The following is a 22,474-nucleotide window of genomic DNA, read 5'->3' on the forward strand; positions in this document are numbered from 1 at the left end:
CCTCAGAAGCCGGTTGGGGTGCGGGTGTGCCAGTCAGTGTTTTGCTGATACTGATGGGCAACGTTCAACAGGCGACCTTCCTGGAAATACGGGGCGAGCAATTGCACGCCGACCGGCAGGCCATCGACGAAACCGGCAGGCATGGACAAGCCCGGCAGACCCGCGAGGTTGGCGGTGATGGTGTAGACGTCTTCCAGGTACGCAGCCACCGGGTCGCTGTTTTTGGCGCCGAGCTTCCAGGCCGGGTTCGGCGTGGTTGGGCCGAGGATGATGTCGACCTCATTAAAGGCTGCCATGAAGTCGTTCTTGATCAAGCGACGGATCTTCTGCGCCTTCAAGTAGTAGGCGTCGTAGTAACCGGCCGACAGCGCGTAGGCACCGACCATGATCCGGCGCTGCACTTCCGGGCCGAAACCTTCGCCACGGGAACGCTTGTACAGATCGATCAGGTCTTTCGGGTTCTCGCAGCGATGGCCAAAGCGCACGCCGTCGAAACGCGACAGGTTGGACGAGGCTTCCGCCGGGGCGATCACGTAGTACGCCGGGATCGCGTGCTGCATGTTCGGCAGGCTGATTTCCTTGATCACGGCACCGAGCTTTTCCAGCTCCTTGATGCTGTTGTGGATCAGATCGGCAATGCGCGGGTCGAGGCCGGCGCCAAAGTATTCCTTAGGCACGCCGATGCGCAGGCCTTGCAGCGAGCCGTTGAGGCTGGCGCTGTAATCCGGCACTGGCTCGTCGATGCTGGTGGAATCTTGCGGGTCGAAACCGGCCATGCCTTGCAGCAGGATCGCGCAGTCTTCGGCGGTGCGAGCCAGAGGGCCGCCCTGATCGAGGCTGGACGCGTAGGCAATCATGCCCCAGCGCGAAACACGACCGTACGTCGGTTTCAGGCCGGTCAGGTTGGTCAGTGCGGCAGGCTGGCGGATCGAGCCGCCGGTGTCGGTGCCGGTGGCTGCCGGCAACAGACGAGCGGCAACGGCTGCAGCCGAACCGCCGGACGAACCGCCCGGAACGTATTCCAGGTTCCACGGGTTTTTCACCGGGCCGTAGTAGCTCGACTCGTTGGCCGACCCCATGGCGAACTCGTCCATGTTGGTCTTGCCCAGGGTCACTGCGCCGGCAGCCGCCAGTTTGGCGACGACCGTGGCGTCGTACGGGGCTTTGAAGTTGTCGAGCATCTTCGAGCCACAGCTGGTGCGGATGCCCAGGGTGCAGAACAGGTCTTTGTGGGCGATCGGCGCGCCGAGCAGGGCGCCGCTCTCACCTTTGGCGCGGCGTGCGTCAGCGGCTTTCGCCTGCTGGAGCGCCAGGTCTTCGGTGAGGCTGATGAAGCTGTTGAGCTGCGGATCGAGCTGGGCGATACGCGCCAGCAGGGTTTTGGTCAGCTCTTCGGAAGAAAACTTTTTATCGGCGAGTCCGCGGGCGATCTCGGCCAGAGTCAATTGATGCATTGCAGGCTCTTTCCCTTTAGTCGATGACTTTCGGAACCAGGTACAGGCCGTTTTCGACCGCTGGTGCGATGGACTGGTAGGCCTCGCGATGATTGGTCTCGGTCACGACGTCTGCACGCAGGCGCTGGCTGGCTTCCAGTGGGTGGGCGAGCGGCTCGATACCGTCGGTATTGACCGCCTGCATTTCGTCGACCAGCCCGAGAATGCTGTTCAGGGCTGAAGTAATGTGTGGAAGATCGGCATCATTGAGGCCAAGGCAGGCCAGATGAGCGATTTTTTCCACGTCGGAGCGTTCAAGCGCCATGGGAATCTCCAGTGGAAAACAGAACGGACGGCGTCCGTGTGTTAGATTGTCGGAACACTACCGCATTTCTACGGTCATAAGGCCGCGATTGTGGGGGTTGGTGCACAGAAAAGCGGCCAATTTAACATATTGGCGCCTTGCCCAAAATCCCTGTCGTTGTTAGAGTTTGCCGCACTTTTTTACCCACGCGTTGCCTAGGGTCCCTTTCCCATGTTCAAGAAACTGCGTGGCATGTTTTCCAGCGATCTTTCCATTGACCTGGGCACTGCCAACACCCTTATTTACGTGCGCGAGCGCGGTATCGTCCTGAATGAGCCATCGGTTGTGGCTATTCGGACACACGGTAACCAGAAAAGTGTCGTTGCTGTCGGCACCGAGGCGAAGCGTATGCTTGGCCGTACGCCGGGCAACATTGCTGCCATTCGTCCGATGAAGGACGGCGTGATTGCCGACTTCAGCGTCTGCGAAAAGATGCTGCAATACTTTATCAACAAGGTTCACGAAAACAGCTTCCTGCAGCCAAGCCCGCGTGTGCTGATCTGCGTTCCGTGCAAATCCACCCAGGTTGAGCGTCGTGCCATCCGTGAATCGGCCCTTGGTGCCGGTGCACGTGAAGTGTTCCTGATCGAAGAGCCGATGGCTGCCGCGATCGGTGCCGGCCTGCCGGTTGAAGAAGCACGCGGTTCGATGGTCGTCGATATCGGTGGCGGTACCACTGAAATCGCGCTGATCTCCCTGAACGGTGTGGTGTACGCCGAATCCGTTCGTGTTGGCGGCGACCGCTTCGACGAAGCGATTATCACCTATGTGCGTCGCAACTACGGCAGCCTGATCGGCGAATCCACCGCCGAGCGCATCAAGCAGGAAATCGGTACGGCCTACCCGGGCGGCGAAGTGCGTGAAGTCGACGTTCGTGGCCGTAACCTGGCCGAAGGCGTTCCACGTGCCTTCACCCTGAACTCCAACGAAGTGCTGGAAGCTCTGCAAGAGTCCCTGGCCACCATCGTTCAGGCTGTGAAAAGTGCGCTGGAGCAATCGCCTCCGGAACTGGCTTCCGACATCGCCGAGCGTGGCCTGGTACTGACCGGTGGTGGCGCCTTGTTGCGTGACCTCGACAAGTTGCTGGCCCAGGAAACAGGTCTGCCGGTGATCGTTGCCGAAGACCCGCTGACCTGCGTTGCTCGCGGCGGTGGCCGTGCATTGGAAATGATGGATAAACACACCATGGACCTGCTGTCGAGCGAGTGATCTCGCCCGATGCATCTATGCTGTTGAGCGCGCAGGCGGCACTTTGCAGTGCTGCCTGTTTGCGTTTACCTTCTGTCAGTCTGTATCCAGGCCGGTCTGCCGTATGAATAAACAAAACATTTGCCTGGGAGGAGCGGCTTATTAAACCGCTTTTCACCAAAGGGCCTTCACTGGGCGTGCGCTTGTTGGTGCTGGTCGTGCTATCGGTCGCGCTGATGGTGGTCGATGCCCGCTTCACACTGCTCAAGCCAGTGCGTAGCCAAATGTCGCTGGTACTGATGCAGTCTTACTGGATCACGGACCTGCCGCAGCGGCTATGGCAGGGGGTGGCCAGCCAGTTCGGCAGCCGTACCGAGCTCGTCGCCGAAAACGAAAAACTCAAGACCGAAAACCTGCTGTTGCAGGGGCGCATGCAAAAGCTTGCCGCCCTCACCGAGCAGAACGTTCGGCTGCGCGAGTTGCTCAATTCCTCTGCGCTGGTCAACGAGAAGGTCGAAGTGGCCGAGTTGATCGGCATGGACCCCAACCCCTTCACCCATCGCATCATCATCAATAAAGGTGAGCGTGACGGTGTGGTCCTCGGTCAGCCGGTGCTCGATGCCCGCGGCCTGATGGGCCAGGTGGTCGAATTGATGCCTTACACCTCCCGTGTGCTGTTGCTGACCGACACTACCCACAGCATTCCGGTGCAGGTGAACCGCAACGGTCTGCGGGCGATTGCCAGCGGCACCGGCAACCCGGAGCGCCTGGAACTGCGTCACGTCGCGGACACGGCTGATATCAAGGAAGGCGATCTGCTGGTCAGTTCCGGTCTCGGTCAGCGATTCCCTGCGGGTTACCCGGTTGCGACGGTCAAGGAAGTGATCCACGATTCCGGCCAGCCGTTTGCCATCGTGCGTGCCGTGCCGACCGCGGCGTTGAACCGCAGCCGTTACCTGCTGCTGGTGTTCACCGACGGTCGCACAGCCGAAGAGCGCGCCAACGATGCGGCCCAGGCGCAAGAAGCACTGGACCAGCACGGCGGTGGGCCGATCATTCCGGCGACCGTGCCTAAACCTGTGCCGGCGACCGTGGTGGTGCCCGTGCCTGCTGCTACGCCCGCCGCAACACCGGCAGCACCAGCACCGGCGGCACCCCCGGCAAAACCTGCGGCCGCCAAGCCCCCCGCATCGCAACCTGCCGCAACCAAACCGCCAGCCACTCAACCAGCGGCGGTGAAGCCTGCCGCTAAACCGCCTGTCTCCGCGCCGGCTTCCACTGGGGGACGAGAATAATGGTCGGTGCAACCGCATCCCGAAATGACTGGATGATCTGGCTGACGTTTGCCATTGGCATGCTGCTCAGCGTTTCACCGCTGCCGCAATTCATGGAAATCCTCCGTCCGCTCTGGCTGGCCTTGCTGCTGGCCTTCTGGGCGTTGTACTTGCCGCAGAAAGTCGGCATGGTCACCGCGTGGTGCCTGGGCCTGGCCGAAGACGTGCTGTACGGCACGTTGCTGGGCCAGAACGCGTTGATCCTGACCCTGATCACCTTCCTGGTGCTGTCGCTGCAACAGCGTCTGCGCATGTTCCCGATGTGGCAACAAAGCCTGGTGATCCTGGTCATCTTCGGCCTCGCGCAGCTTGTTCAACTATGGCTCAGCGCTTTGACCGGCAATCGACAGCCCACACTGGCGCTGGTCTTGCCAGCACTGGTCAGTGCATTACTCTGGCCGTGGATCAGCTACGGTTTGCGCGGTTTGCGTCGGCGCTACAAGATCAATTAATTCGGTCAGGCATCTGCCAGTACCTCGACAGGGAGATGTCTAGATGAAAGTGCTTTACCTCGCCTCAGGCTCGCCGCGTCGGCGTGAACTGCTCACGCAGATCGGCGTGCCGTTCTCCGCCATCAGCGCGGACATCGATGAAACCCCTTTAACTCAAGAATCCCCGTCGGCCTATGTCGAGCGCCTGGCGCGCGGCAAAGCCGAGGCCGGGCGCGGCGCGGTCGTGTCCGACGCCGATTTTTGCGTGCTGGGCGCCGACACCGCCGTGGTGCTCAACGGGAAAATTCTCGGCAAACCGGTGGACGAAGCCGATGCGTGCGCCATGCTTATGATGTTGGCCGGTCATGAACACGAAGTGTTGACCGCCATTGCGGTGCTCGACGGTGAGCGTTGTGAGTCCCGGGTCGTACGCAGTCTGGTGCGCTTTCGCAACATCGCTCACGATGAAGCGGCGGCCTACTGGGCCAGTGGCGAACCCCGGGACAAGGCCGGTGGTTATGGCATTCAAGGACTGGGCGCGGTGTTTGTCGCCGGGCTCAATGGCAGTTACTCGGCAGTGGTTGGACTGCCGCTGTGCGAAACCGCTGAGCTGCTCGGCCATTTCGGCATACCCTGTTGGCAAACCCTTAACGCGCGCTGAGCGTCGTACTGACAAGATGCGGCCATTATCGTGAACATGCCTGGACGAGACCCTGCCATGAGTGAAGAGATTCTGATCAACATCACGCCGATGGAATCGCGCGTGGCAGTGGTCGAAAACGGTGTCCTGCAAGAGGTCCATGTCGAGCGCACGCAAAAGCGCGGGATCGTCGGCAACATCTATAAAGGCAAGGTCGTGCGGGTATTGCCGGGCATGCAAGCCGCCTTCGTCGATATCGGCCTGGACCGCGCCGCGTTCATTCACGCCTCGGAAATATCCCTGCGCGAAGGCCCAGCGGTGGAGAGCATCAGCGCGCTGGTTCACGAAGGCCAGAGTCTGGTTGTCCAGGTCACCAAGGACCCGATCGGCTCCAAAGGCGCACGCCTGACCACTCAGCTGTCGATTCCGTCGCGTTATCTGGTGTACATGCCGCGCACGGCCCACGTCGGCATTTCGCTGAAGATCGAAGACGAAGCCGAGCGCGAACGCCTCAAGCAAGTCGTCACCGATTGCGTGGCCAAAGAAGGCATCAAGGAGGCGGGCGGTTTTATCCTGCGTACCGCCGCCGAAGGGGCCGGTGCCGATGAAATCCTCATGGACATCCGCTACCTGCGCCGTCTCTGGGATCAGATCAACGAGCAGATCAAAACCATCGGTGCGCCGAGTGTGATCTACGAGGACCTCGGCCTGGCGTTGCGTACGCTGCGAGACCTGGTGAGCCCGAAGATCGAGAAGATCCGCATCGACTCTCGGGAAACCTTTCAGAAAACCACGCAGTTCGTCGCCGAACTGATGCCGGAAATCGCCGATCGTCTTGAGCATTATCCGGGCGAGCGGCCGATTTTCGACCTGTACGGCGTCGAAGACGAAATCCAGAAAGCCCTTGAGCGCAAAGTGCCGCTCAAGTCTGGCGGTTATCTGGTGGTCGACCCGGCCGAAGCCATGAGCACCATCGACGTCAACACCGGGGCGTTCGTCGGCCATCGCAACCTCGAAGAAACCATCTTCAAGACCAACCTCGAAGCCGCGACCGCCATTGCCCGCCAGCTGCGCCTGCGCAATCTGGGCGGGATCATCATCATCGACTTCATCGATATGGAAGACGAAGAGCACCAACGCCAGGTGCTGCGGACCCTCGAGAAGCAGCTGGAACGCGATCACGCCAAGACCAACATCATCGGCATTACCGAGTTGGGGCTGGTGCAGATGACGCGCAAGCGCACCCGTGAAAGCCTTGAACAAGTGTTGTGCGAACCGTGCAGCAGCTGTCAGGGCCGCGGCAAGCTCAAGACGCCGGAAACGGTCTGCTATGAAATTTTCCGCGAAATCCTCCGCGAGGCGCGTGCCTATCAAGCGGAAGGCTATCGTGTATTGGCGAACCAGAAAGTCGTCGACCGTTTGCTTGATGAAGAGTCGGGTAATGTCGCTGAGCTTGAAGGATTTATCGGACGCACCATTCGTTTCCAGGTGGAAACCATGTATTCCCAGGAACAATACGACGTGGTGCTGCTCTGAATCGCTGTGTTTCACCCTTACTAGAACGGCTGGCCTCAGCTTTTTGCAGTATTTTTGCCATGGGAGCCAACTGACATGGAACGTCTGACACGCATTTTGGCCGCACTGACCCGCTGGGGTCTTGGCCTGTGCGCGTTGGTCCTGGTGTTGATGGCGTTGTACGTCAGCCTCGGCCGGGAGCTGACGCCTCTGGTGGCCGAATACCGCGCCGACGTCGAAACCAAAGCCAGCGCCGCCTTGGGCATGCCGCTGCAGATCGGCAAGCTGGAAGGTAACTGGAGCGGCTTCGCGCCGATTTTGCTGGCGCACGATGTGACGGTCGGCGAGGGCGCCAACGCCCTGCACCTGGATCAGGTGCGAGCGGTGCCAGACCTTTGGGAAAGCCTGTTGGCTCGCGAAGTGCGCATTGCCCACCTGGAACTCAACGGCCTGAAGATCAGCCTCAAGGAAGGCGCGGACGGTCAGTGGGCGCTGGAAGGGTTGCCCGTGCAACAGGACCAGCCGCTTGATCCGGAGCAACTGCTCAACCGCCTGCAAATGGTCCAGCAGCTATCGGTAATCGACAGTCAGGTGACGTTGCAACCTGTGGACCACTCGCCGCTGACCCTGACTTACGTTGGCCTGAATCTGAAAACCGGCGTCTCTCGCCAGCGCCTTGATGTCCGTCTTAATCTGCCAGATGGTCAACCGGTGGCCATGAGTGTGCACACGCGGATCCGCGCCAGCCAGTGGAAGGATGGCGAGGCCGAGGCCTACCTGAGCCTGCCGCAAAGCGACTGGTCGAAATGGCTGCCCGAACGTCTGACCCGGCAATGGAACTTCTCCGAGCTCAAGGCCGGCGGCGAGCTTTGGGTGAACTGGGGCAAAGGCGCGCTGCAAAGCGGTGCCATTCGTTTGAACGCGCCGCAACTCAAGGGCGCCTTCGGCGAACGCAAGCCGATCCAGATCAACAATCTGGCGCTCAACGGTTATTTTCAGCGCAGCACCGAAGGCATGCTGGTGACCCTTGATTCTCTGGCCATGAACTTCGGCGAGACCCGCTGGGAGTCGCGCTTGCAACTTCGACAAACCGCCGCCACCGACAACGCTGAAGAACTTTGGCATTTGCAGGCCGACCGCCTCGACCTCACTCCGCTCACGCCGCTGATTAACGCCTTGGGGCCGCTGCCCGAAGGCGTTGCCACCGCGGTCGAGCGACTCAAGGTGACCGGTGGGCTGCGCAACGTGCTGATCGATCTGCGTCCCAATGCCACCGATGACAGCAAGTTCAGCTTTGCTGCCAACCTCGATCAGGTCGGCTTCGACGCGTATCACGGCGCTCCGGCAGCACGAAATGTCAGCGGCAGCATTAGCGGTGACCTCGGTCAGGGCGAACTGCGGATGGACAGCAAGGATTTTGTCCTGCACCTGGATCCGATTTTCGCCAAGCCGTGGCAATACATTCAGGCCAACGCCCGGCTGACCTGGAAGCTCGACAAGGAAAGCTTCACCCTGATCGCGCCGTACCTGAAGGTGCTGGGGGAGGAGGGCAAGATTGCCGGTGACTTCCTGATCCGCCTGCATTTCGACCACACCCAGGAAGACTACATGGACCTGCGGGTCGGCCTGGTGGACGGCGACGGTCGCTACACCGCCAAGTACCTGCCGACCATGCTCAGCCCGGCGCTGGACGAATGGTTGCGCACGGCGATTCTCAAAGGCGCGGTGGACCAGGGCTTCTTCCAGTATCAGGGCTCGCTGAACCAAGGCGCCGCCGACACCGCGCGCAGCATCAGCCTGTTCTTCAAGGTGCACGATGCCGAACTGGCCTTTCAGCCGGGTTGGCCGCATGTCAGCAAGGTCACCGGTGATGTGTTCGTGGAAGACAGTGGCGTGCGAGTTCTGGCCAGTAAGGGCCAATTGCTCGACACGCAGGTTCGCGACATTTACGTCAATATTCCCCATGCGCCGGAAGGGCAAAGCGTTCACCTGTTCCTCGACGGCGGGTTTTCCGGCGGGTTGGGTGATGGCCTGAAGATTCTCCAGGAAGCGCCAATCGGCACGGCTGAAACCTTTGCCGGATGGGAAGGCGAGGGCGATCTGCAAGGCAAGCTGAAGCTGGATATTCCACTGGTCAAAGGCGAGCAGCCGAAGATTCTTGTCGACTTCAAGACCGCCAAGGCGCGGTTGAAGCTGGCCGAGCCTTCCCTGGAGCTGACGCAGCTCAAAGGTGATTTCCGCTTCGACAGCGCCAAGGGCTTGAGCGGGCAGAACATCACTGCGCGTGCCTTCGATAAACCGGTCACCGCGCAGATTTTTGCCGATGGCAGCGCGGGCAATCTCAAGACTCGTGTGACGGCCTCCGGTCAGGTCGAGGTCAAGAAGCTCACTGACTGGTTGAGCGTCACCCAGCCATTGCCGGTGTCCGGCCTGATCCCGTATCAACTGCAACTGAGCCTGGATGGCCCTGACAGCCAGCTCTCGGTCAATTCCAGCCTCAAAGGCGTGGCGATCGACTTGCCGGCGCCGTTTGGCATGACTGCCGATGCTGGCCGCGACACCACGTTCCGCATGACCCTGCAAGGGCCGGAACGCCGCTACTGGGTCAATTATGGTGCGCTGGCAGACTTCACGTTTGCGGCGCCTCCCGGCAATTTTGCCGACGGTCGTGGCGAGTTGTTCCTGGGCGGCGGCAGTGCCGTGCTGCCCGGCGCCAAAGGGCTGCGAGTGCGCGGCGTGCTGTCGGAACTGGATGTCGGGCCATGGAAGGATCTGGCGGACAAGTACGCTGGCCAGGATCCGGGCGGCAGTGCCAAGCAGTTGCTCAGCAGTGCAGACTTCAAGGTTGGCAAGCTCAGCGGTGTCGGCACGACGCTCGATCAGGCCTCGGTGCAGTTGAACCGCAAACCGGCTGCGTGGGCCTTGCAACTCGACAGTCAGCAGGTCAAGGGCAGCGCGAGCATCCCCGATGCGAAAGGCGCGCCGATTGCGATCAATCTGCAAACCGTGCGGTTGCCGGCACCCGACCCGACGGTCCTCGCCGACGAAAACTCACCGGATCCACTGGCCTCGGTGGATCCGACCAAGATCCCGGCGCTGGACATCACCATCAATCGGCTGTTCCAGGGGCAGGACCTCGTCGGCGCCTGGTATCTGAAAGTCCGTCCGACTGCCAAAGGTATTGCGCTCAATACTCTGGACCTGGGCCTCAAAGGTATTTTGTTGCAGGGCAGTGGCGGCTGGGAGGGCATACCTGGCAGCTCCAGCAGTTGGTACAAAGGACGGATCAGCGGCAAGAATCTCGCTGACGTGCTCAAAGGCTGGGGTTTCGCGCCGAGCGTCACCAGTGAAGAGTTTCACATGGATGTCGACGGTCGCTGGCCGGGTTCACCGGCGTGGCTGGCCACCAAACGTTTCTCCGGCACCCTCGATGCTTCGTTGAATAAAGGCCAGTTCGTTGAGGTCGAAGGCAGCGCCCAGGCCCTGCGGGTGTTTGGCCTGCTCAACTTCAACTCGATCGGTCGTCGTCTGCGCCTGGACTTCTCCGACCTGTTCGGCAAAGGCTTGAGTTATGACCGGGTCAAAGGTCTGCTGGCCGCGACCAACGGGGTTTATGTGACGCAGGAACCGATCCTGCTGACTGGTCCGTCGAGCAACATTGAACTGAACGGTACCCTGAACCTGGTGGCCGACCAGGTTGACGCAAAACTGCTGGTGACTTTGCCGGTGACCAACAACCTGCCGATTGCCGCGTTGATTGTCGGCGCACCGGCCATCGGCGGTGCGCTGTTCCTGATCGACAAGCTGATCGGTGACCGCGTGGCACGTTTCGCCAGCGTCAAATACACCGTCAAAGGCCCATGGAAAGAGCCGAAAATCACCTTCGACAAGCCTTTTTGAAAAGCCACTCTCCAGATCTATGGAGTAGCATGGTCCTCGGTTCTGATGCTACGCCCCTGATCTTTGTAGGCGCGAGGCTTGCCCGCGAATCGACGCACCGCGGTGTGTCAGGCAAGATGCCTTCGCGGGCAAGCCTCGCTCTTACAGGGTTGTGTTGATTCCCGATAAGGAAAAGGCCATGTCTTTTGCGGTGATTCAAATGGTCAGCCAGAGCGACGTGCTGGCCAACCTGGCCCGAGCCCGGCATCTGCTCGAAGAGGCTGCGGCGGGTGGCGCGCAGCTGGCGGTGCTGCCGGAAAACTTCGCCGCCATGGGCCGTCGCGACATTGCTGACATCGGCCGCGCCGAGGCGTTGGGTGAAGGTCCGATCCTGCCGTGGTTGAAACAGACCGCCCGTGACCTCAAGTTATGGATAGTGGCCGGCACGTTGCCGTTGCCGCCGTTGGGCCATCCGACGTCCAAGGCGCATGCCTGTTCGTTGCTGGTCAATGAGCAGGGCGAAACGGTGGCGCGCTACGACAAGCTGCACCTGTTCGACGTGGATGTGGCAGACAATCGCGGGCGTTATCGCGAATCCGATGACTATGCTTATGGCAGTGGGGTTGTGGTGGCGGACACGCCCGTCGGCCGGGTCGGCCTGACAGTGTGTTACGACCTGCGTTTCCCGGAGTTGTACAGTGAATTGCGGGCTGCGGGCGCGCAATTGATTACCGCACCGTCGGCATTTACCGCGGTGACCGGCGCAGCACATTGGGAGGTGCTGATTCGCGCGCGGGCCATCGAGACTCAATGTTATGTGCTCGCGGCCGCCCAGGGTGGGACGCATCCGGGACCGCGAGAAACCTGGGGGCACGCTGCAATCGTCGACCCTTGGGGACGCGTGCTGGCACAACAGGATCAAGGCGAGGCCGTGCTGCTGGCCGAACGCGATAGCAGCGAACAGGCGTCCATCAGGACGCGGATGCCGGTGTCCAGTCACCGGCGCTTTTTCTCGCAGGGCGCACAGCGACCTGCCCGGAACGACGAATTTAAGGCGTAAACATATGAGCGAGTTGTTGTCCTCCGTCAGTGAACACCTCCTGGCGCCCGGTGGCGTAACGATCGAGAGCCTGCAAGGTGTGCTCGGCGATCTGGCCGGTCCGGGCATCGATGCGGCGGATCTGTATTTCCAGGGGCAGATTTCCGAGTCCTGGGCGCTGGAAGACGGGATCGTCAAGGAGGGCAGCTTCAACCTCGACCAAGGCGTGGGCGTGCGTGCGCAATCGGGTGAAAAAACCGGTTTCGCCTACAGCAATGCCATCACCCTGGAAGCCCTCGGCGCTGCGGCCCGGGCGGCACGTTCGATCTCCCGCGCCGGGCAGAATGGCACGGTGCAGGCGTTCACCTCGGCGGACGTCACCCAGTTGTACGGGCCGGACAACCCGCTGGAAGTGATGAGCCGCGCGGAAAAAGTCGAACTGCTCAAGCGCATCGACGTCGCGACTCGCGCCCTCGACCCGCGTATCCAGCAAGTCACCGTGAGCATGGCCGGCGTCTGGGAGCGCATTCTTGTCGCTTCGACCGACGGTAGCCTGGCCGCCGATGTGCGGCCGCTGGTGCGCTTCAACGTCAGCGTGATCGTCGAGCAAAACGGTCGCCGCGAGCGCGGTGGTCATGGCGGTGGCGGTCGTACCGATTACCGCTATTTCCTCAGCGATGACCGTGCCATGGGCTACGCCCGTGAAGCGCTGCGTCAGGCGCTGGTCAACCTTGAAGCCATTCCTGCGCCGGCCGGTACGTTGCCGGTGGTGTTGGGTTCGGGCTGGTCCGGCGTGCTGCTGCACGAAGCGGTCGGCCACGGTCTGGAAGGTGATTTCAACCGCAAGGGCAGTTCGGCCTACAGCGGGCGCATGGGCGAGATGGTTGCGTCCAAGTTGTGCACCATCGTCGATGACGGCACGCTGGCCGGTCGTCGTGGCTCCCTGAGCGTCGACGACGAAGGCACCCCGACCGAGTGCACCACATTGATCGAAAACGGTGTGCTCAAGGGTTACATGCAAGACAAGCTCAACGCACGCCTGATGGGCGTGGCCCGCACCGGCAACGGTCGTCGTGAGTCCTATGCGCATCTGCCGATGCCCCGGATGACCAACACCTACATGCTGGCCGGCGAAAGCGACCCGGAAGAAATCATCAAGTCGGTCAAGCGCGGCATCTATTGCGCCAACCTCGGCGGCGGGCAGGTGGACATCACCAGCGGCAAGTTCGTGTTCTCCACCAGCGAGGCGTACCTGATCGAAGACGGCAAAATCACTGCCCCGGTCAAAGGCGCGACGTTGATCGGCAACGGCCCGGAAGCCATGAGCAAGGTGTCGATGGTCGGTAACGATCTGGCGCTGGACAGTGGCGTGGGGACGTGTGGCAAGGATGGGCAGTCGGTGCCGGTGGGTGTCGGCCAGCCAACGCTGAAAATCGATGCGATCACTGTGGGTGGCACAGGATCGTAAAAGGATGGAGCTTCGGGTGAGCCGCTTGGCGACTCACCCGATTCGAGATTTAACGCAGGCCGCGTTGAGTCTCGTCCAGCTCACGGATGTACTTGAAGATTTTACGGCTCGATGCCGGTGGCTTGTTGGTCGCCAGTTCGTGCTGGGCCTGACGGATCAGGGAGCGCAACTGCTGACGATCAGCCTCCGGGTAGTCGAGCACGAACTTCTCCAGGACCGCATCGTCGCCCGCGATCAAGCGATCGCGCCAGCGTTCCAGGCCATGGAAACGTTCGTTGTACTGCCGGGTGGAGGCATCGAGTTGATCGAGCAGCGCCAGAATGGCGTCAGTGTCCTGATCGCGCATCAGTTTGCCGATGAACATAAGGTGCCGTTTACGCGCGATATTCGCGGTGTGCTTGGGCGCATCAGCCAGTGCCCGGCGCATAGCGTCGGTCAACGGCAGTTTTGCCAGCAAGTCAGGCTTGAGCGTTGTAAGGCGCTCGCCGAGGTCAACCAGAGCATGAAGCTCGCGTTTAACCTGGGATTTGCTTTTTTCTCCCGTATCGAGGGAGTCGTCGTAAGAATCAACCATGGTGGCCGTCCGCAAAGAAACGCCGCCATGATAACCAGTCGGGGGCCGCTTGTCCGGCCCGGTCGCTCGAAGGCCCCAGCCGAAAGCAGAATTTGAGTGGAGAACAGCATGAGTGCAGTTGAAAGCGTCGGCCCACAAGCGTTGCCGGCACTGCAAGAACAAGTCGAGCAGATCATCGCTGAAGCCAAGCGTCAGGGGGCCAGTGCCTGTGAAGTGGCCGTGTCCCTGGAGCAGGGCCTGTCCACCTCGGTGCGCCAGCGTGAAGTCGAAACCGTCGAATTCAACCGCGACCAGGGCTTTGGCATCACCTTGTACGTCGGTCAGCGCAAAGGCTCGGCCAGCACCTCGGCCAGTGGTCCTGAGGCGATTCGTGAAACCGTCGCGGCGGCGTTGGCCATCGCCAAGCACACCTCCGAAGACGAAGCTTCCGGCTTGGCAGATGCCGCGCTGATGGCCAGGGATCTGCAGGATTTCGACCTGTTCCATGAATGGGACATCACCCCGGAGCAGGCCATTGAGCAGGCGCTGACCTGCGAAGCCGCGGCATTTGCCGCCGACAGTCGGATCAAGAACGCCGACGGTACGACCCTCAGCACCCATCAAGGCTGTCGCGTTTACGGCAACAGCCACGGTTTTATTGGCGGTTATGCGTCGACCCGGCACAGCCTGAGCTGCGTGATGATCGCCGAGGCTGACGGCCAGATGCAGCGCGATTACTGGTACGACGTGAACCGTCAGGGTAACTTGTTGGCCGACCCGGTGAGCATCGGCCAGCGTGCCGCGCAACGGGCCGCGAGCCGATTGGGCGCGCGTCCGGTGCCGACCTGTGAAGTGCCGGTGCTGTTTTCCGCGGAACTGGCCGGTGGCTTGTTCGGCAGCTTCCTCTCGGCGATTTCCGGCGGCAGCCTGTATCGCAAATCGTCGTTCCTTGAAGGCACGCTGGGTCAGAAACTGTTCCCGGAATGGCTGACCATTGATGAGCGTCCACACTTGATGCGCGCCATGGGCAGTTCGGCGTTCGACGGTGATGGTCTGGCGACTTACGCCAAACCGTTCGTCGAGAAAGGCGAGTTGGTGTCCTACATCCTCGGCACTTACTCCGGGCGCAAGTTGGGCATGCCGAGCACCGCCAACGCGGGTGGCGTGCACAACCTGTTCGTCACCCATGGTGATGAAGACCAAGCCGCCTTGCTGCGCCGCATGGGGCGTGGCTTGCTGGTCACCGAGCTGATGGGCCAGGGCCTGAACATGGTCACCGGCGATTACTCCCGGGGCGCGGCGGGTTACTGGGTCGAGAACGGCGAAATCCAGTTCGCGGTCCAGGAAGTGACCATCGCCGGCAACATGCGCGACATGTTCAAGCAGATCGTTGCCGTCGGTAATGACCTGGAATTGCGCAGTAATATTCGCACCGGTTCGGTGTTGATCGAGCGGATGACCGTCGCGGGCAGCTAAACCCTTACCGCTAAGCAAAAAAGCGCGCCACCCATCAGGTGGCGCGCTTTTTTTATGTGCCATGCACCGTTCCCTGTGGGAGATTCTATGGTTGAGGGGAAACCCTCAACTGACCTTTGACTGATATTCGCTCTGCCCTTTCAGCAAGGCGAATGCCACCCGCGCAAGCTTGCGAGCCAGCATCACCAGCGCCTCAGTAGTGCTGAAGCCCCGGGCTCTTTGGGCTTCGTAAAACCCTTTCCAGGCTTTCGTACGGCTAGCCGACATCGCTGCATTGTGCAGAAGCCGGCGGGCCTCGGGGTCACCGCGCTTGGTCAAACTGCGGCGACCGTCCTTCTGTCCTGATTTAGACACCCGTAAATCCATGCCCAGGAAGGCGATAAACGCATCCGCGTTTCTAAAATCCCCGCGCTGAAATGCAGTTATCAAGCGAGCCCCAGTCAAAAATCCAATGCCTTCAACTTTCAGGCAACGTTTCAGTTGACCGAGTAAACCGGCTTCTTTGAGCTGATCGTTGATCGTCTTTTCGATCAGCGTTTCAAGCTGCTGCATGGACTTCACTTGTTCTGCAAAAGCCGCTTTCAGCAGCGGCTCATTCGACCAACTCTGCACCAGGCCAACCCTAGCCTGGACCAAGGCAGCCCGGCGGCGGAAGAGGCTCAGGAGCTGGCGGTACAGCGGTGATGGAGGGGTCCAAGGGCGCAACTCCTCGGCTTCGTTCTTCAGGTAACGGGCCAGCAACTTGGCGTCCAGCGCGTCGGTTTTGGCGCGGATTTTCACGCCTTCGCGATAATGTTTGAGTTCATAGCCTCCCACCATGTAAATCGCACATCCGGCCTCATAGGCCAGATCAGCAAAGTCCAGGTGATAGATGTTGGTCGCCTCAATGGCAATAGCCACCGTCCCCGGCAACGTATTCAGCCACTGCTTGATGGATGTTTTAGTGTTGGGAATCTCTTTAAGCAAATCGTTATCAGCCTGATAAATCACCAGTTCATTCTTGGCGACATCCACGCCCACGATCGGTTTTGATAGAGAGACCGGCATTGCCATGGGATTTCCTCCGAGATAAGGTTTGAGCACTTGAAGGGCTCACCCAGAGGCGCAGGCTTGTTCCTATCGTCGGTCTAGCCAGATGCATTCTTTATCGGCGCTTGGGTGAAAGGAGGAGGGGCGAAATCTCCCACAGTCTGTACTGCGTCAACAGTCAGAATCGAGCCTTGTCCCTCCTCCTCCCTTCAAGTCCTACCATACAAGCGAGCCTGCTCGCGATAGCGGAGTGTCAGACGACACAGATATTGAATATTCGGTCGCCTTCGCGAGCAGGCTCGCTCCCACAATGGATTTCGGTGCGTGCTCACGGGGTTGTTTTGGTTCTCATTATCATCTAATAATAAATCTCATTACCGAGTGAGCCCGGATCATGAGTTCTGCCTTGCACGAGCAGCCTTACCTCGAAAGCTGGCGCTGGATGAGTCGCCAGATCCGTTGCGCGATGGACCCCGACGAGCCGCGCCTGATCGAACATTACCTGGCTGAAGGCCGGTATCTGGCGTGTTGCACGGCCACTTCTCCCTGGACCATCGCCGAGACGTCCTTCCGTTTGTTGCTCGACACCGCCGCCGATGTCGCGCTGCCGTGGCACTGGCGGACTTACTGCCTCGACCAAGCCTGGCGCCCGCTGCGCGAACTCGAACGCCTCTCTCTGTGCAAATGCCGCCTCAAACGCTGGCAAAGCTACACCTGGCAATTGGCGATCTGCGAGTTACAGCCCTCGATTCCCCTAAACGAACTGGTGCAAGGATTTTCTGATGACAGACCCTCAGACTCGTATTGAGCGTGACAGCATGGGCGAGCTTCAAGTCCCGGTGGACGCCCTCTATGGCGCACAGACCCAACGTGCGGTGGATAACTTCCCGATCAGCGGCAAGCCGATGCCAGTGCAGTTCATCCGGTCGCTGATTCTGGCCAAAGCCGCCGCTGCCCGTGCCAATGTCGAGCTCAAGCAAATCAGCGAATCCCAGGGCAAAGCCATCGTCGATTCGTCACTGGGGCTGCTTCAGGGCGACTTCATGCAGCACTTCCCGGTGGACATCTTCCAGACCGGTTCCGGCACCAGTTCCAACATGAACGCCAACGAAGTGATTGCCACCCTGGCCAGCCGCCTGCTCGGCGAGCCGGTGAACCCTAATGATCATGTGAACTGCGGTCAAAGCAGCAACGACATTATCCCGACCACCATCCATGTCAGCGCTGCACTTGCCTTGCATGAGCAGCTGCTGCCGGCGCTGGTGGGTCTGGTACAGGTCATCGAGCGAAAGGCTGAAGAGGTTCATCACCACGTCAAAACCGGTCGCACGCACTTGATGGACGCCATGCCGGTGCGCATGAGTCAGGTCCTGAATGGCTGGGCGCAGCAGCTCAAGGCCAACATCGGTCACTTGCAGGACTTGCTGCCGAGCCTGCAATCCCTGGCTCAGGGCGGTACGGCGGTCGGCACCGGGATCAATGCACATCCGCAATTCGCAGCGCGTTTCAGCCAACAGCTGAGCGAGCTGACCCACGTTCAGTTCACGCCGGGCAAGGATCTGTTTGCGCTGATCGGCTCCCAGGACACCGCGGTGGCAGTCTCCGGCCAGCTTAAAGCGACAGCGGTTTCGTTGATGAAAATCGCCAACGACCTGCGCTGGATGAACTCCGGCCCGCTGGCCGGCCTCGGCGAAATCGAACTTGAAGCCTTGCAGCCGGGCTCTTCGATCATGCCCGGCAAGGTCAACCCGGTGATCCCGGAAGCCACTGCCATGGTCGCCGCCCAAGTGATCGGCAATGACACAGTCATCACCATCGCCGGTCAGTCAGGCAATTTCGAGCTGAACGTGATGCTGCCGATCATCGCCCAGAACCTGCTGAGCAGCATCGAATTGCTGGCCAACTCAAGTCATCTGCTGGGTGAGAAGGCCATCGCCAGCTTCAAGGTCAACGAATCTCGAATCAAAGAGGCGCTGTCGCGCAACCCGATTCTGGTGACCGCACTCAACCCGATCATTGGTTACCAAAAAGCCGCTGAAATCGCCAAGAAGGCCTATCAACAGGGGCGTCCGGTGATCGATGTCGCCCTGGAGCACACCGACCTGACGCGCAGCCAACTGGAAGAATTACTCAACCCAGAGAAGCTCACCGCAGGCGGCGTGTAATCACCGCTACCGCTTTGGAGGCTCACCATGGAGCACTGGAAACGCACGATCGAAAGGGCCAATCGCCATTTCATGCTGGGCGAATTGGTCGATGCCCGCGAGGCTTACTTGCAGGCACTTGCCCTGGCCCAGGTGTTGTTCGAGCGCTGGGCGGATGCCGACGAAGCGGTGGCGGCCTGCGTGATTTCCCATCACAACCTGGCGGATCTGCATTTGCGTCTGAACCAGCCGGAGGAGAGCGCCGAATATTTGTGCGCGATCCATCAGCGGTTGCTGCAAACCCTGCAGGACCCGCGCCTGCCCCCGGCACTGCGTGAAGCCGCACAGCGCCAAAGCAGCAAAACCTATGTCGAGCTGCTGAATTTCATCAGCGACCACAGCGAATATCCGCGCACCCACCGTTTGCTGCACACCGATACCGTATCGCCTGCGCCTCTACACCATGGAGTCCATTGAAATGGCTTTTACCTTGCCTGCCCTGCCTTACGCTTACGATGCCCTGGAACCGCATATCGATGCGCAGACCATGGAGATCCATTACACCAAGCACCACCAGACCTACATCAATAATCTCAACGCCGCGGTCGAAGGCACCGAATTTGCCGAGTGGTCGGTGGAAAAACTGGTCGCCAGCGTCCGGCAGCTGCCGGAAAAACTCCGCGCGGCGGTGATCAATCAGGGCGGCGGCCACGCCAACCATTCGCTGTTCTGGGAAGTGATGGCGCCTCACGGTGGCGGCAAACCCGAAGGTGCGCTGGCCAAGGCGATTGATGAGCAACTGGGTGGCCTGGACAGTTTCAAGGATGCCTTCACCAAAGCTGCGCTGACCCGCTTTGGCAGTGGCTGGGCCTGGCTCAGCGTCACGCCGCAAAAGACCCTGATAGTGGAAAGTAGCGGCAACCAGGACAGCCCATTGATGAATGGCAATACGCCGATCCTTGGCCTGGATGTGTGGGAGCACGCTTACTACCTGCAATATCAGAACCGTCGTCCGGAATACATCAATGCGTTCTACAACGTGATCAATTGGCCTGAAGTCGCTACGCGTTATCAGGCTGCGCTGGTTTAAGTCCTCTATAAAAACAATCCAAGGCTGACTATGGGCACTGAAACACTGGCGTTTGGCAGCGGACGAATGTTTCGTTACGCGTTGGGATCGCTGTTGCTGCTGGCGGGCATGTCGTTGTTGGTCGCGCACGGGCTGGCGTGGCTCGATCTCGAACCCAAGCTGCTGCGTGCACTGCAGGGCGGGGCGATTTGTGCCCTGGGCACTGCGTTGGGCGCGGTTCCGGTGCTGGTGATTCGCCGCATGCCGCAGGCGGTCAGCGATACGTTGCTCGGTTTTGGTGCCGGAGTGATGCTCGCGGCGACGGCGTTTTCGCTGATCGTTCCGGGGATCTCGGCTGCTGAAAGCCTGGGGCTGACACCCTGGGCGGCCAGTGGCCTTATCAGCTTCGGCATCATGCTTGGCGCGTTCGGGCTGTTTCTGGTGGACCGTAAAGTGTCGGGCGCCTCGCCGGAAATGCTCGTTGGAACCCAGGAGCGCCCGGTCATCCCGCCACGGATCTGGTTGTTTGTATTTGCCATCATTGCCCATAACATCCCCGAAGGCATGGCGGTCGGGGTTTCGGCCGGTGGTGGGATGCCGGATGCTGACAGCCTGGCCATGGGCATTGCGTTGCAGGATGTGCCGGAAGGGTTGGTGATTGCGCTGGTACTGGCAGGGGCGGGGATGTCGCGGGTCAAAGCTTTCCTGATCGGTGCGGCATCAGGTCTGGTGGAGCCGGTCTTTGCGCTGTTGTGCGCCTGGCTGGTGAGCCTGGCCGAATTGCTGTTGCCGTTAGGGTTGGCGTTGGCGGCGGGGGCGATGTTGCTGGTGGTCACCCATGAAGTGATTCCCGAGTCGCGGCGCAATGGTCACGACAAGCTGGCAAGTCTTGGGTTGTTGATCGGGTTTTGTTTGATGATGGTGATGGATACGGCGCTCGCTTAGGCGAATGTTCAACCGCCTTCGTCGAAGTAGTTATCGATCAGTGCGACCAGCGCATCCATCGCTTCCTGTTCCTGCTCGCCTTCAGTGCTCAGGTGGATTTTGGTGCCCTTGCCGGCCGCAAGCATCATCATGGCCATGATGCTTTTGCCATCGACCGCGGATTCTGGCGTACGTCCTACTCTGATGGTGCAACCCGGGAACTGACCCGCAACGCCAACGAATTTTGCCGAAGCGCGGGCATGAAGGCCCAGCTTGTTGATGATTTCAATTTCCCGAGCAGGCATCGCGATGTGAATCCTTTAGCTGAGGTCGCGGTGGCGAACCTGGACGTTCTTCAGGGATTGTTGCAGGACCTGGCCCAGACGTTCGGTCAGGTAGACGGAGCGGTGATGCCCGCCGGTGCAGCCAATGGCAATGGTGACATAAGCGCGGTTGCTGGCGGCAAAGCGCGGCAACCACTTGAGCAGGTAAGTGGAGATGTCCTGGAACATCTCTTCGACGTCCGGTTGTGCCGCCAGGTATTCGGCCACCGGTTGATCAAGCCCTGATTGGTCGCGCAATTCCGGCTTCCAGTAAGGGTTGGGCAGGCAGCGCACGTCGAACACCAGGTCTGCATCAACCGGCATGCCCCGCTTGAACCCGAAAGATTCCACCAGGAACGCAGTGCCGCTATCTGGCTGGTTCAGCAGACGCAGCTTGATGGTATCGCGCAGCTGATACAGGTTCAGGTTGGTGGTGTTCACCTTGAGGTCCGCCAGATCGGCGATCGGCCCCAGCAAACTGGTTTCGTCCTGAATCGCCTCCGCCAACGAACGGTGGGCAGTACTCAGTGGGTGGCGGCGGCGGGTTTCCGAGAAGCGTTTGAGCAACGTTTCTTCGTCGGCGTCCAGGTACAGCACATCACACTTGATATGCCGGCTGCGGACTTCTTCAAGCAATTCCGGAAACCGCGACAGGTGACTAGGCAGGTTGCGAGCATCGATGGATACCGCGACCAGCGGTTGTGCCAGCTCGGTATGAATCAGCGCGCGCTCGGCCAGTTCCGGCAGCAATCCGGCGGGCAGGTTGTCGATGCAGTAGTAGCCGTTGTCCTCGAGAACATCGAGTGCGGTACTTTTACCTGAGCCGGATCGGCCACTGACGATGATCAAGCGCATGGTTAATGACCGTTTTGCTCGTCCAGGACAACCTGATACAAGGCTTCATTGCTCGGGGCGCTGCGCAGTTTTTCGCGCACTTCCTTGCGGTCGAGCATGCTGGCGATCTGGCGCAGTAACTCCAGGTGCGCATCGGTAGCGGCTTCCGGGACCAGCAGAACGAACAGCAGGTCGACCGGGGCGCCGTCGATGGCGTCGAAATCAATGGGTGCATCAAGGTGCATCAGGGCGCTGATGGGCGAGGTGCAGCCCTTCAGGCGGCAGTGGGGAATGGCGATGCCGTTGCCAAAACCGGTTGAGCCGAGTTTTTCACGGGCAATCAGAGCCTCGAAGACATCTTGCATCTCCAGATCCGGCACTTCTTTGTGGATAAGGTTGGCAATTTGCTCGAGGGCTTTCTTTTTACTGCCGCCCGGCACGTTCACGAGGGAACGGCCGGGGGTCAGGATGCTTTCAAGTCGGATCATGGGTTGGGAGTGTTAACGACCGGTCGCGCCCTGGAGGAGGCTTTGGGTCTTTTCCTTATGCTTTTTGAGTTGTTTATCCAGCTTGTCGGTCAGTGCGTCGATCGCCGCGTACATATCGGTATGCTCCGCGTTTGCGACCACTTCATTGCCGGGAATATGCAGCGTGGCTTCGATTTTCTGCTTGAGCTTTTCGACCGTCATTGTGACCTGCACGTTGGTGATCTTGTCGAAATGCCTCTCTAATCGTTCGAGTTTTTCGCCGATGTAGGTGCGAAGAGGTTCGGTCACTTCCAGTTGGTGTCCACTGATGTTGACTTGCATACAGCTTCTCCTTCGTTGCCAG

The 22,474-nt window shown here is 60.2% G+C and carries 22 protein-coding genes; 14 read left to right on the forward strand and 8 right to left on the reverse strand.

Annotated elements, in window-relative coordinates; all coding sequences use genetic code 11:
• Window positions 1–2: 2 nt before the first annotated feature.
• Window positions 3–1,454, reverse strand: a complete 1,452-nt coding sequence (gene gatA / locus RHP74_RS04685) for an Asp-tRNA(Asn)/Glu-tRNA(Gln) amidotransferase subunit GatA (protein WP_311098080.1) — start codon at window positions 1,452–1,454, stop codon at window positions 3–5.
• Between the two features lie 16 nt (window positions 1,455–1,470).
• The gene (gene gatC, locus RHP74_RS04690; RefSeq protein ID WP_007901429.1) at window positions 1,471–1,758 is read right to left on the reverse strand and encodes an Asp-tRNA(Asn)/Glu-tRNA(Gln) amidotransferase subunit GatC; all 288 of its coding nucleotides are present in this window, start codon (window positions 1,756–1,758) and stop codon (window positions 1,471–1,473) included.
• Between the two features lie 210 nt (window positions 1,759–1,968).
• Here gatC and mreB point away from each other — a divergent pair, with 210 nt between their 5' ends.
• The 8 genes from mreB to tldD all read left to right on the forward strand — a co-directional run bounded on the left by mreB (window position 1,969) and on the right by tldD (window position 13,291).
• Complete coding sequence (mreB, locus tag RHP74_RS04695; RefSeq protein ID WP_002555108.1) at window positions 1,969–3,006, forward strand: rod shape-determining protein MreB; 1,038 nt, start codon at window positions 1,969–1,971, stop codon at window positions 3,004–3,006.
• 188 nt (window positions 3,007–3,194) lie between these two features.
• Window positions 3,195–4,280 (forward strand): rod shape-determining protein MreC, encoded by a 1,086-nt coding sequence (gene mreC, locus RHP74_RS04700; protein WP_409201931.1) that lies wholly within the window; start codon window positions 3,195–3,197, stop codon window positions 4,278–4,280.
• Window positions 4,280–4,771 carry a rod shape-determining protein MreD gene (gene mreD / locus RHP74_RS04705; protein ID WP_010463359.1) on the forward strand — a complete coding sequence of 164 codons (492 nt, stop codon included), beginning with the start codon at window positions 4,280–4,282 and terminating at the stop codon, window positions 4,769–4,771. The genes mreC and mreD overlap by 1 nt, the downstream gene beginning before the upstream one ends.
• Window positions 4,772–4,814: 43 nt before the next feature.
• Window positions 4,815–5,411, forward strand: a complete 597-nt coding sequence (locus tag RHP74_RS04710; RefSeq protein ID WP_311098083.1) for a Maf family protein — start codon at window positions 4,815–4,817, stop codon at window positions 5,409–5,411.
• Between the two features lie 57 nt (window positions 5,412–5,468).
• Entirely contained in the window at window positions 5,469–6,926 is a 1,458-nt protein-coding gene (rng, locus tag RHP74_RS04715) for a ribonuclease G (RefSeq protein WP_010463355.1), read from the forward strand.
• A gap of 75 nt (window positions 6,927–7,001) precedes the next feature.
• Window positions 7,002–10,805 carry a YhdP family protein gene (locus tag RHP74_RS04720; protein ID WP_311098086.1) on the forward strand — a complete coding sequence of 1,268 codons (3,804 nt, stop codon included), beginning with the start codon at window positions 7,002–7,004 and terminating at the stop codon, window positions 10,803–10,805.
• Between the two features lie 178 nt (window positions 10,806–10,983).
• Window positions 10,984–11,844 carry a carbon-nitrogen hydrolase family protein gene (locus RHP74_RS04725; protein ID WP_145306976.1) on the forward strand — a complete coding sequence of 287 codons (861 nt, stop codon included), beginning with the start codon at window positions 10,984–10,986 and terminating at the stop codon, window positions 11,842–11,844.
• A gap of 4 nt (window positions 11,845–11,848) precedes the next feature.
• The gene (gene tldD, locus RHP74_RS04730) at window positions 11,849–13,291 is read left to right on the forward strand and encodes a metalloprotease TldD (RefSeq protein WP_010463350.1); all 1,443 of its coding nucleotides are present in this window, start codon (window positions 11,849–11,851) and stop codon (window positions 13,289–13,291) included.
• Window positions 13,292–13,340: 49 nt separating this feature from the next.
• On the opposite strand, the gene yjgA is transcribed toward tldD, so the two are convergent.
• Window positions 13,341–13,865, reverse strand: coding sequence for a ribosome biogenesis factor YjgA (gene yjgA, locus RHP74_RS04735; protein WP_010463348.1), 525 nt, complete (start codon window positions 13,863–13,865; stop codon window positions 13,341–13,343).
• A 108-nt stretch (window positions 13,866–13,973) separates the two neighbouring features.
• On the opposite strand from yjgA, the gene pmbA reads away from it, so the two are divergent.
• Complete coding sequence (gene pmbA, locus RHP74_RS04740) at window positions 13,974–15,320, forward strand: metalloprotease PmbA (protein WP_010463346.1); 1,347 nt, start codon at window positions 13,974–13,976, stop codon at window positions 15,318–15,320.
• Between the two features lie 105 nt (window positions 15,321–15,425).
• On the opposite strand, the gene RHP74_RS04745 is transcribed toward pmbA, so the two are convergent.
• Complete coding sequence (locus RHP74_RS04745; RefSeq protein WP_042932411.1) at window positions 15,426–16,373, reverse strand: IS110 family transposase; 948 nt, start codon at window positions 16,371–16,373, stop codon at window positions 15,426–15,428.
• Window positions 16,374–16,743: 370 nt separating this feature from the next.
• On the opposite strand from RHP74_RS04745, the gene RHP74_RS04750 reads away from it, so the two are divergent.
• From RHP74_RS04750 to RHP74_RS04770, 5 genes are read left to right on the forward strand one after another with little or no spacing between them, the layout of a single operon-like run.
• Window positions 16,744–17,157, forward strand: a complete 414-nt coding sequence (locus tag RHP74_RS04750) for a FagA protein (protein ID WP_077747419.1) — start codon at window positions 16,744–16,746, stop codon at window positions 17,155–17,157.
• Window positions 17,132–18,514: a class II fumarate hydratase gene (locus RHP74_RS04755; RefSeq protein ID WP_311098093.1), complete on the forward strand. Its 1,383-nt coding sequence runs from the start codon at window positions 17,132–17,134 to the stop codon at window positions 18,512–18,514. The genes RHP74_RS04750 and RHP74_RS04755 overlap by 26 nt, the downstream gene beginning before the upstream one ends.
• A gap of 27 nt (window positions 18,515–18,541) precedes the next feature.
• The gene (locus tag RHP74_RS04760; RefSeq protein WP_311098095.1) at window positions 18,542–18,970 is read left to right on the forward strand and encodes a hypothetical protein; all 429 of its coding nucleotides are present in this window, start codon (window positions 18,542–18,544) and stop codon (window positions 18,968–18,970) included.
• A gap of 1 nt (window position 18,971) precedes the next feature.
• Entirely contained in the window at window positions 18,972–19,583 is a 612-nt protein-coding gene (locus RHP74_RS04765) for a superoxide dismutase (RefSeq protein ID WP_083375016.1), read from the forward strand.
• A gap of 30 nt (window positions 19,584–19,613) precedes the next feature.
• The gene (locus RHP74_RS04770; protein WP_311098097.1) at window positions 19,614–20,507 is read left to right on the forward strand and encodes a ZIP family metal transporter; all 894 of its coding nucleotides are present in this window, start codon (window positions 19,614–19,616) and stop codon (window positions 20,505–20,507) included.
• Between the two features lie 8 nt (window positions 20,508–20,515).
• Here RHP74_RS04770 and RHP74_RS04775 read toward each other — a convergent pair whose 3' ends face one another.
• From RHP74_RS04775 to hpf, 4 genes are read right to left on the reverse strand one after another with little or no spacing between them, the layout of a single operon-like run.
• Complete coding sequence (locus RHP74_RS04775; protein ID WP_221108290.1) at window positions 20,516–20,791, reverse strand: HPr family phosphocarrier protein; 276 nt, start codon at window positions 20,789–20,791, stop codon at window positions 20,516–20,518.
• Window positions 20,792–20,806: 15 nt separating this feature from the next.
• Window positions 20,807–21,664, reverse strand: coding sequence for an RNase adapter RapZ (gene rapZ, locus RHP74_RS04780; protein WP_145306962.1), 858 nt, complete (start codon window positions 21,662–21,664; stop codon window positions 20,807–20,809).
• A gap of 2 nt (window positions 21,665–21,666) precedes the next feature.
• The gene (gene ptsN, locus RHP74_RS04785; protein ID WP_056742951.1) at window positions 21,667–22,131 is read right to left on the reverse strand and encodes a PTS IIA-like nitrogen regulatory protein PtsN; all 465 of its coding nucleotides are present in this window, start codon (window positions 22,129–22,131) and stop codon (window positions 21,667–21,669) included.
• Between the two features lie 12 nt (window positions 22,132–22,143).
• The gene (gene hpf, locus RHP74_RS04790; protein ID WP_007941242.1) at window positions 22,144–22,452 is read right to left on the reverse strand and encodes a ribosome hibernation-promoting factor, HPF/YfiA family; all 309 of its coding nucleotides are present in this window, start codon (window positions 22,450–22,452) and stop codon (window positions 22,144–22,146) included.
• Window positions 22,453–22,474: the final 22 nt, after the last annotated feature.

The organism is Pseudomonas sp. SG20052, from assembly GCF_031766055.1.
Taxonomy (GTDB): Bacteria; Pseudomonadota; Gammaproteobacteria; order Pseudomonadales; family Pseudomonadaceae; genus Aquipseudomonas; species Aquipseudomonas mandelii.